General features: G+C 40.7%; 1 protein-coding gene. It reads left to right on the top strand.

The window, feature by feature from the left end; genetic code table 11:
* On the top strand, positions 1-218 hold a 218-nt coding region (locus LI126_RS14920; protein ID WP_227165704.1), incomplete at its 5' end, for a hypothetical protein.
* Between the last annotated feature and the right edge of the window lie 35 nt (positions 219-253).

The following is a 253-nucleotide window of genomic DNA, read 5'->3' as shown; positions in this document are numbered from 1 at the left end:
ATCGGCTTTTTCATAATTTTTCTCCTTTACAAAATAAAAGGGACTACCAGCTCACCGCCAGTAATCCCTTGACTCGATCAGCAACCTGTCACGGCTGCATCATTTGGTCATGCAATCTGATGGCAGAGCAAAAAACACGCGGCAATGCATGCAGCATGAACAGCCCATTTTTTGCATCATCATTTGAATTGCCATCAGTTAACCTCATTATTTTTTAATAATCTAAGAATATCCTAACCAGCAGCGTTTGTCA

It is taken from the genome of Mediterraneibacter sp. 210702-DFI.5.30, from assembly GCF_020560115.1.
Taxonomy (GTDB): domain Bacteria; phylum Bacillota; class Clostridia; order Lachnospirales; family Lachnospiraceae; genus Mediterraneibacter; species Mediterraneibacter faecis.
This window is presented reverse-complemented; position numbering and strand designations above follow the sequence as displayed.